This is a genomic window from Erwinia typographi (assembly GCF_000773975.1).
GTDB lineage: Bacteria > Pseudomonadota > Gammaproteobacteria > Enterobacterales > Enterobacteriaceae > Erwinia > Erwinia typographi.
The window spans coordinates 37,652-45,037 of the sequence record NZ_JRUQ01000071.1; the positions used below are offsets into that span (position 1 = coordinate 37,652).

Genomic DNA, 7,386 nt, shown 5'->3' on the forward strand with positions numbered 1-7,386 from the left:
CCCTGCCTCCTCAGAAAAGTCCGTCCAGCGCGTCCGCGTTCGCCCGCGCCCTGTCTTCCCACTGCTGCTGGTCGTCCATCCGCCACACCGTCCGCACCCATCCCTTGCCCGGTGCCATAGGCCACACGAAAGAACGCTCATCCATCGGCGCATAGTTGCTTCGCAGAAAAACTTCCGCCGTTGACGGACTCACCCACAGGCTAAGGTCGGAGTCGATATTACAGTTTGCCGAACAGTGCAGGTAACGGCCGATGGTGTGCATCTCCTCAGCCGTAAAGCCCGCAGACTCCGCGCCGCACCGGACTGCGCGCCCCTGCGCTATTGCTTTGTCACACAGAGGAACCAGTTCAACTGGAAGGGAGGTGTCCGGGTTTTGCGGGTCGATATCACTGAATATCACATCGGCGTCCTGTGCCGCATCCAGCATCACCCGCATACACACCTTTTCCCAGTCGTTCGGCACCGCCTTCCGCGTCATGAATACCGCTGCACCGACTTTCTTCTCAAAAAGGAATGCTCGCGCCTTATTACGGTTAATCAGCGGCCACGAAATCATCTTCGTCTCCACCTCACCGTGCGGCATCAGATACTTCAGCGCCGGAAGCGAATACAGCGCCTGACGCATTTTCTCTGCCCGACGGTACACCGCCGTCTGCATCTCGTCCGCGCTGTCGCGTGTCACCTCAAAGTCCGGCATCGTCAGCAGGGAAATCTCATCCTCCCCAGATTTGTAGCCCCCGCCAATGTCCGAGTGCGCACCCGGCAGCGCCAGCTCCGGCCACATCCCCGCAATACTGTTCAGGCTGAAGTTATACCGGCACTCGTGCATCGCGCTTATCTGAAACACCTTCTGCGCCACTGAAGGTCGCAGTTCAAGGTTCACACCGGGGTTGCTTCGCCCGTTAAGTCCGTAGAAGTTCAGCAGGCTGCCGATGGCCGCCACCGTGTCAAACAGCCCCAGAAAGCGCACCTCTCCGGCAGGCTTTCCGTGGTGCCCCACCATGTCCAGCCCGTTGTCTATCGCCGCCGCTATCGCTGCGTCCTGGTTCATCACCCGGTTGGCAAAGTGGCGCGCCGCCGCCGCACCGCGGCTGAACCCGAACACGTCAAACTGCACCTTCGCGATCGCCACCTCTGTGCTGTTGACGTCGATGAAGTCCTTAAGCGCCGTGCTGATTTTACCCAGCGCCTCATCGGTCTTTGTCACCACTCCCTCAAACTGCCTGATAAGGCTGCTGCCCAGCGCCTTACCCAGCACCGAGTCATTTTCCCCGTCCGCCGTCCCGATGCCGCACACGTAGGCTTTTACCTGTGCCTCTGTCTCGCCGTTTTTAAGTTCATTATGCTGTTGGTAAAGATCGAAAAGCCGGGAAATATTGGTGGGACCGCCCTGCCAGCTGGCGTTACCCAGCCCCGCCCTGGCGTGCTTTTCATACTTCGCACACGCCCTGGCCCGCTCCTCGCCGACCAGCCCGGCACAGTGGGCATACGCCAGCCGCAGATCGTCTGAATTCGCCCGATTGTTGCCCGTACCGTCAAAGAACACCCCCACCGTCAGCGTGATCCCTCTGACCGGCACCCGCCGGCACCGGACGACTTTTTCGGTACAGTGAATGCTGGTCCGGTGGGTGTTGTCCCCGACAATCTCATAACGGTAATAACCAGTATCATCCGGTACTGCTTTCTCGTCAGTTGCCACAGGAAAAATCCTTTTCAATATTACGAGGTCAAGTCCTTTAATTATCCGGCTTCATCCCGACAGAATATGAGCCAGATGAGTGCGCGGGGAAAAGCAGGGAATACCATGACTCCTGTATCTGGCATTCGGCAGTTCCGGCACAAAACCTTTTCTTTTAGCGCCAGTCTTTAGTCGTGCGGGACAGCGCTTTCAATGGTCATTCTCACTTCCTGAGCTATCAGGTCGGCCAGCATTTGATAGACCCTTTGGGTCTGCTCAACCTGCGCATCTCCGGTGTCGCTGATATAGCCTTCATCACGCAGCGTCAGCACCAGAGAGGAGAACACCGCCTTGTCGAAGAACTCCGGCGCGTTAATGCCGTGCAGGACCGACAGGCGCTGGGCCATGGTGCGGCTCTCTTTCTCCAGCGTTCCGCGGTTAATTGCAGGGTTCGCGCTGAGAATGGAGAAGGTGATGGCATAGCGCTGTAGCGTTTCACGCACGCCCGCAGCCAGCAGTTGCAGCGTATGGAAACGCGCCGGACTCAGGCGTAACGTCTGATCGTCGGCCGACAGCAGCCCCTGGCGCGCCATTTCACTGACCAGCGAATCCAGCACCGTCGGCAGCGCCTCTTTATCCCAGTGCAGGAACAGCTCGCTTTTCAGCATCGGATAAATGATACCAATCTGGCTCAGCAGCTCGGTACGGCTCAGCTCGCGGTGTTGAATCAGCATCACCGCTATCAGCGACGGCATCACCAGCATGTGATGGACGTTGTTGCGGTAGTAGGTCATCAGTACCGCCTGCTCACGCGGCAGTACGATAATCTCACCGATATTATCCTGTTCAATCTCGAACTTATTCATGCTCAGCGCGTGGTCAAGTAGCGCCTCCGGCGTCATATCCGGGACGGTGGAGTCTGGCGAATAAGGGACGTTGCGCAGCAGCTGGACGTAACACGCCAACTGCTCGGTCAGCTGTTCCCGGGTCAGCGAGCGCTGGCGGGAGGCCAGCAGGGCGGTAACGCACAGGTTCATGGCGTTAGCCGCACCGGCGTTGTTGATCCTGACCATCACGCGCTGGGCGATATCGTTCACCGCAGGCGTCAGCCACGCCGGGCGCTGCGCCTCGATAGGATCGATCGCGTCACGCCATTCAGGCACGCGCTTGTTGAGGTAGGCAATCAGCGGCAGCGGTTCGCCAAAGTTCACGTAGCCCTGACCGAGGTTACGAAGCTTGCGCAGCCCGCGCACCATCTGCATAAAGCCTTCTTTCTCTTTCGTCGCCCCGCGCAGCTCTTTTGCATAGGTGCCGACTTCCATCACATGCTCATAGCCGATATAGATCGGCACCAGCGTGATCGGACGATTGCCGCCGCGCAGCATCGCCTGAATGGTCATCGATAGCGTGCCGGTTTTCGGGTCCAGCAGGCGACCGGTACGGGAACGGCCTCCCTCCACGAAATACTCTACCGAGTAGCCGCGGGTGAACAGTTCGCCGAGATACTCACGGAATACCGTGGAGTAGAGCTTGTTGCCTTTGAAGGTGCGGCGGATGAAGAAGGCGCCCAGGCGGCGGAAAATTGGGCCGGCGGGCCAGAAGTTGAGATTGATCCCTGCGGCAATATGCGGCGGCACCAGGCCCTGATGATACAGTACGTAAGAGAGCAGAAGATAATCCATGTGGCTGCGGTGGCAGGGCACATAAACGATTTCATGGCCGTCCTGCGCCAGCTGCCGCACGCGTTCGCCGCCGTTGACGTTGATGCCCTGATACAGCTTGCTCCACGTCCAGCCCATGATGCGGTCCGTCAGGCGAATCGCTTCATAAGAGAAGTCCGCCGCAACCTCTTCCATCAGCTCGACGGCATTCTGCTGCGCCTTCTCGTGAGAGATTTTTTTGCTGCGCGCTTCGTCTTCAACCGCTTTGGCAATGGCTTTTGATTGCAGCAGCTTATTGAACAGATCTTGCCGCACGGGCAGACGCGGACCGATCGCCGCCAGGCGCTGGCGGGCAAAGTGCATTCTGGCCACTCTGGCCAGCTTCTGAGCAATGATCTTATCCGTCCCGTGCTCCGTTGCCATACGGCGCAGCGAGACGATCGGCGAGAAGCGCACAAAGCTGTCGCGTCCCAGCCAGAGCACGGCAAAGAATTTCTGGATGCCGTTCAGCACGCGCAGGTGAGGTTGCTCATCACCCTGGACTTCGCGGCCCGGAGCACGGCCAAACATCACCGAGACCGGCACCATCTGCACGTCCAGCAGTGGGTTGCTGCGGTGCAGGTCCAGATAGTCGTGGAACAGCTTGACCGATTCCACGTTGGGAACGAAATAAGGGAAAACGCGCGGGCCATCATGGATAAACACATGACGTGGTAGCATGGTGCCGTCGATTTCCAGCGGATCTAACGGATCGGGGAGATCCAGCTTGCGACACTGCTCGCGCAGCGCCAGCAGATCGGCCTTTGAATCATAAGGCAGCACATACATAATAGGGCGCGACGTATCCAGCGCCAGCTCTGAAACCGGCTCGGCGGGAATCGCCTTACTTTTTACCAGTAACTTAACTGGTAAATTCAATAGGTTATAATATAAGTTACGCCAACCTGACATAGATAACATGAAGCCTCTTGTTAGCACAGCGCCGCAAGCATACCAGAAAGCGCCAGTGAGATCTGTGGTGTTGCAAAATGTGCGCCACCCAGTCATTGACGTTAAACATCTCAAAGGGTTCCCTCATTATGGCAAATAACGTCACTGGATTGACTCGGATAGTTAAAGCGGCTGGCTACTCGTGGAAAGGCATTCGCGCCGCCTGGCAAAACGAAGCGGCGTTTCGCCAGGAAGCGGTGGCCGCCGTTGTGGCGGCGATCGTGGCCTGCTGGCTGGATGTGGATGCCGTTACCCGCGTGTTGCTGATTGGGTCCGTGGTATTGGTGATCATCGTTGAAATCCTTAACAGCGCCCTGGAGGCGGTGGTCGATCGTATCGGCAGCGAGCTGCACCCTTTATCCGGCCGCGCTAAGGATATGGGCTCTGCCGCCGTGCTGCTGACGATTTTACTGGCCGTTCTGGTTTGGGCAATGCTGTTAATTCCCTGATTGCGGCCCGCTTTGCAGATTCTGACAAACTGCTGTTTTTCCGCATCTTTAGGTTTTCAATGCGCAAATACCTGTATATACTCACAGTCGACTGTATAAACAACCAGGGGGCGGGATGAAAGCACTAACGGCAAGGCAGCAGCAGGTTTATGACCTGATACGCGACCATATTAACCAAACTGGTATGCCGCCGACGCGGGCAGAAATCGCTTCGCAGCTCGGTTTCCGTTCCCCGAATGCGGCCGAAGAACACCTTAAGGCGCTGGCGCGTAAGGGCGTGATTGAGATTGTCTCCGGCGCGTCTCGCGGCATCCGTCTGATGATGGAAGAAGAAGAAGGGCTGCCGCTGATCGGCCGGGTTGCCGCCGGTGAACCGCTGCTCGCGGAACAGCACATCGAAGGGCACTATCAGGTGGACCCCAATCTGTTCAAGCCGGGCGCCGATTTTCTGCTGCGCGTCAGCGGGATGTCGATGAAAGATATCGGGATTATGGATGGCGACCTGCTTGCCGTGCATAAAACCCAGGACGTGCGTAATGGCCAGGTTGTTGTGGCGCGCATTGATGATGAAGTGACGGTAAAGCGCCTGAAAAAACAGGGCAATATCGTCCAGCTGCTGCCGGAGAATAGCGAGTTTCAGCCGATTGTCGTCGATCTTCGCCAGCAAACGCTGTCGATTGAAGGCCTGGCCGTCGGGGTGATTCGCAACGGCAACTGGCTGTAAAAGCCTTTCCCGCGCGCTGCTGCGGCAGCGCGACCTCTTGGCCGTAGCGCTGGTTTTCCCTCGCTACAACACTGCGTTTTTGCCCGTCGTACAGTGGATGACCATGCGATTCTTTTCTCCCTCAGATAAGCATCTCTGGCGGCTGGCGCTGCCAATGATCCTCTCGAACGTCACCGTCCCCTTACTGGGACTGGTGGATACGGCGGTTATTGGTCATCTCGACAGTCCTGACTACCTCGGCGGCGTTGCGGTAGGCACCACCGCAACCACTTTTCTCTTTATGCTGCTGCTGTTTCTACGCATGAGCACCACCGGGCTGACCGCGCAAGCCTTAGGCGCTGGCAACAAGCCCGCGCTTGCTCGCGCCCTTATGCAGCCGCTGCTGATTGCGCTGGCGGCCGGGCTGCTATTTATTCTGCTGAAATCGCCGCTCAACCATCTGGCGCTTTCCATCGTCGGCGGCGATGCGAACGTCCTGCATCAGGCCGCGCTGTTTATGAATATTCGCTGGCTGAGCGCGCCCGCCACGCTGGCTAACCTGGTGTTGCTGGGCTGGCTTTTGGGCGTGCAGTACGCGCGCGCGCCGGTAATCCTGCTGGTGGTGGGCAACCTGGTGAATATCGTACTGGACCTGTGGTTTGTCATCGGCCTGGGATGGGGTGTTCAGGGGGCGGCTGCGGCTACCGCAATTGCGGAATACGCTTCGCTGGTGATTGGTCTGCTAATGGTCTGGCGGGTGATGAAGCTGCGCGGCATTTCACTCTCGCTGTTGAAAACGGCCTGGCGGGGCAACATCGGGCGGCTACTGCGGCTTAATCGCGACATCATGCTACGTTCCCTGCTGCTCCAGCTGTGCTTTGTTTCGCTGACTATTTTCGGCGCCAGGCTGGGAAGCGAGGTGGTGGCCGTGAACGCGGTGCTGCTGATGTTCCTGACCTTTACCGCCTACGCGCTGGATGGCTTTGCTTACGCCGTAGAAGCCTGTTCCGGGGAGGCTTATGGCGCAAAGGATGCGGGCAGGCTGCTGTCGATCTGGCGCGCTGCCTGCCGTCAGGCAGGGCTGGTAGCGCTGCTCTTCTCGCTGATTTATGGACTGGCCGGCACGCATATTGTCGCCTTACTCACTTCGCTGCCAGCGTTACAGCAGCAGGCCGACAGCTATCTGTTCTGGCAAATTGTGCTGCCCGTTTGTGGCGTCTGGTGCTATCTGCTGGACGGCATGTTTATTGGCGCGACGCGCGCCAGCGAAATGCGCAACGGGATGCTGGTCGCGGCGCTGGGGTATGGCGTGACGCTGTTTACTGTTCCTGAGTTGGGTAATCACGGTCTGTGGCTGGCAGTGACGGTATTTCTGCTGCTGCGTGGCCTTACCCTTTGGCTTATCTGGCGACGGCACTGGCGCAATCATAGCTGGTTTTCCAGCTGACATATTTGGTTACCTTCCTCTCACGCCTCGTTATCCCCTGATCTCACTGTGTTTTTCAGCGATCCCCTCTCCCTTTCGCCGCTCTGTTCGCAGAAAATTTTGCTCTGGCTGGATAAAGCGCCGTCTTATACTACAATTATCTATACGTAAAGTAGTTAAGCAGCGTTTTGTATTGCTTATATGCGTATATAGTAGATGAAATATCTAAAGCTGTTTAAACCTAAGGTTGAGGAGTGACAAAATGAATAAAGATGAAGCCGGCGGTAACTGGAAGCAGTTGAAGGGTAAAGTGAAAGAAAAATGGGGCAAGCTGACGGATGACGACATGACCGTCGTGGAAGGTAAACGCGATCAGCTTGTAGGGAAAATTCAGGAACGCTATGGCTATGCAAAAGATCAGGCTGAGAAAGAAGTCTCCGACTGGGAAAGCCATAACAACGACCCTGTACACGATTCTG

General features: G+C 57.3%; 6 protein-coding genes. 4 read left to right on the forward strand and 2 right to left on the reverse strand.

The window, feature by feature from the left end; all coding sequences use genetic code 11:
• Window positions 1–10: 10 nt before the first annotated feature.
• Both NG99_RS23195 and plsB read right to left on the reverse strand, forming a co-directional pair.
• Window positions 11–1,699, reverse strand: coding sequence for a T6SS phospholipase effector Tle1-like catalytic domain-containing protein (locus tag NG99_RS23195; protein WP_034898297.1), 1,689 nt, complete (start codon window positions 1,697–1,699; stop codon window positions 11–13).
• Window positions 1,700–1,866: 167 nt separating this feature from the next.
• Window positions 1,867–4,290, reverse strand: coding sequence for a glycerol-3-phosphate 1-O-acyltransferase PlsB (plsB, locus tag NG99_RS23200; RefSeq protein ID WP_034898299.1), 2,424 nt, complete (start codon window positions 4,288–4,290; stop codon window positions 1,867–1,869).
• 128 nt (window positions 4,291–4,418) lie between these two features.
• On the opposite strand from plsB, the gene NG99_RS23205 reads away from it, so the two are divergent.
• From NG99_RS23205 to NG99_RS23220, 4 genes are all read left to right on the forward strand, one after another.
• Window positions 4,419–4,778 (forward strand): diacylglycerol kinase, encoded by a 360-nt coding sequence (locus NG99_RS23205; RefSeq protein ID WP_034898300.1) that lies wholly within the window; start codon window positions 4,419–4,421, stop codon window positions 4,776–4,778.
• Window positions 4,779–4,893: 115 nt separating this feature from the next.
• A complete protein-coding gene (gene lexA / locus NG99_RS23210) occupies window positions 4,894–5,502 on the forward strand; it encodes a transcriptional repressor LexA (protein WP_034898302.1) in 609 nt (202 codons plus the stop codon).
• 103 nt (window positions 5,503–5,605) lie between these two features.
• Window positions 5,606–6,928, forward strand: coding sequence for an MATE family efflux transporter DinF (gene dinF / locus NG99_RS23215; RefSeq protein WP_034898304.1), 1,323 nt, complete (start codon window positions 5,606–5,608; stop codon window positions 6,926–6,928).
• 241 nt (window positions 6,929–7,169) lie between these two features.
• A partial coding sequence (locus NG99_RS23220; RefSeq protein WP_034898306.1) for a CsbD family protein occupies window positions 7,170–7,386 on the forward strand: 217 nt, incomplete at its 3' end.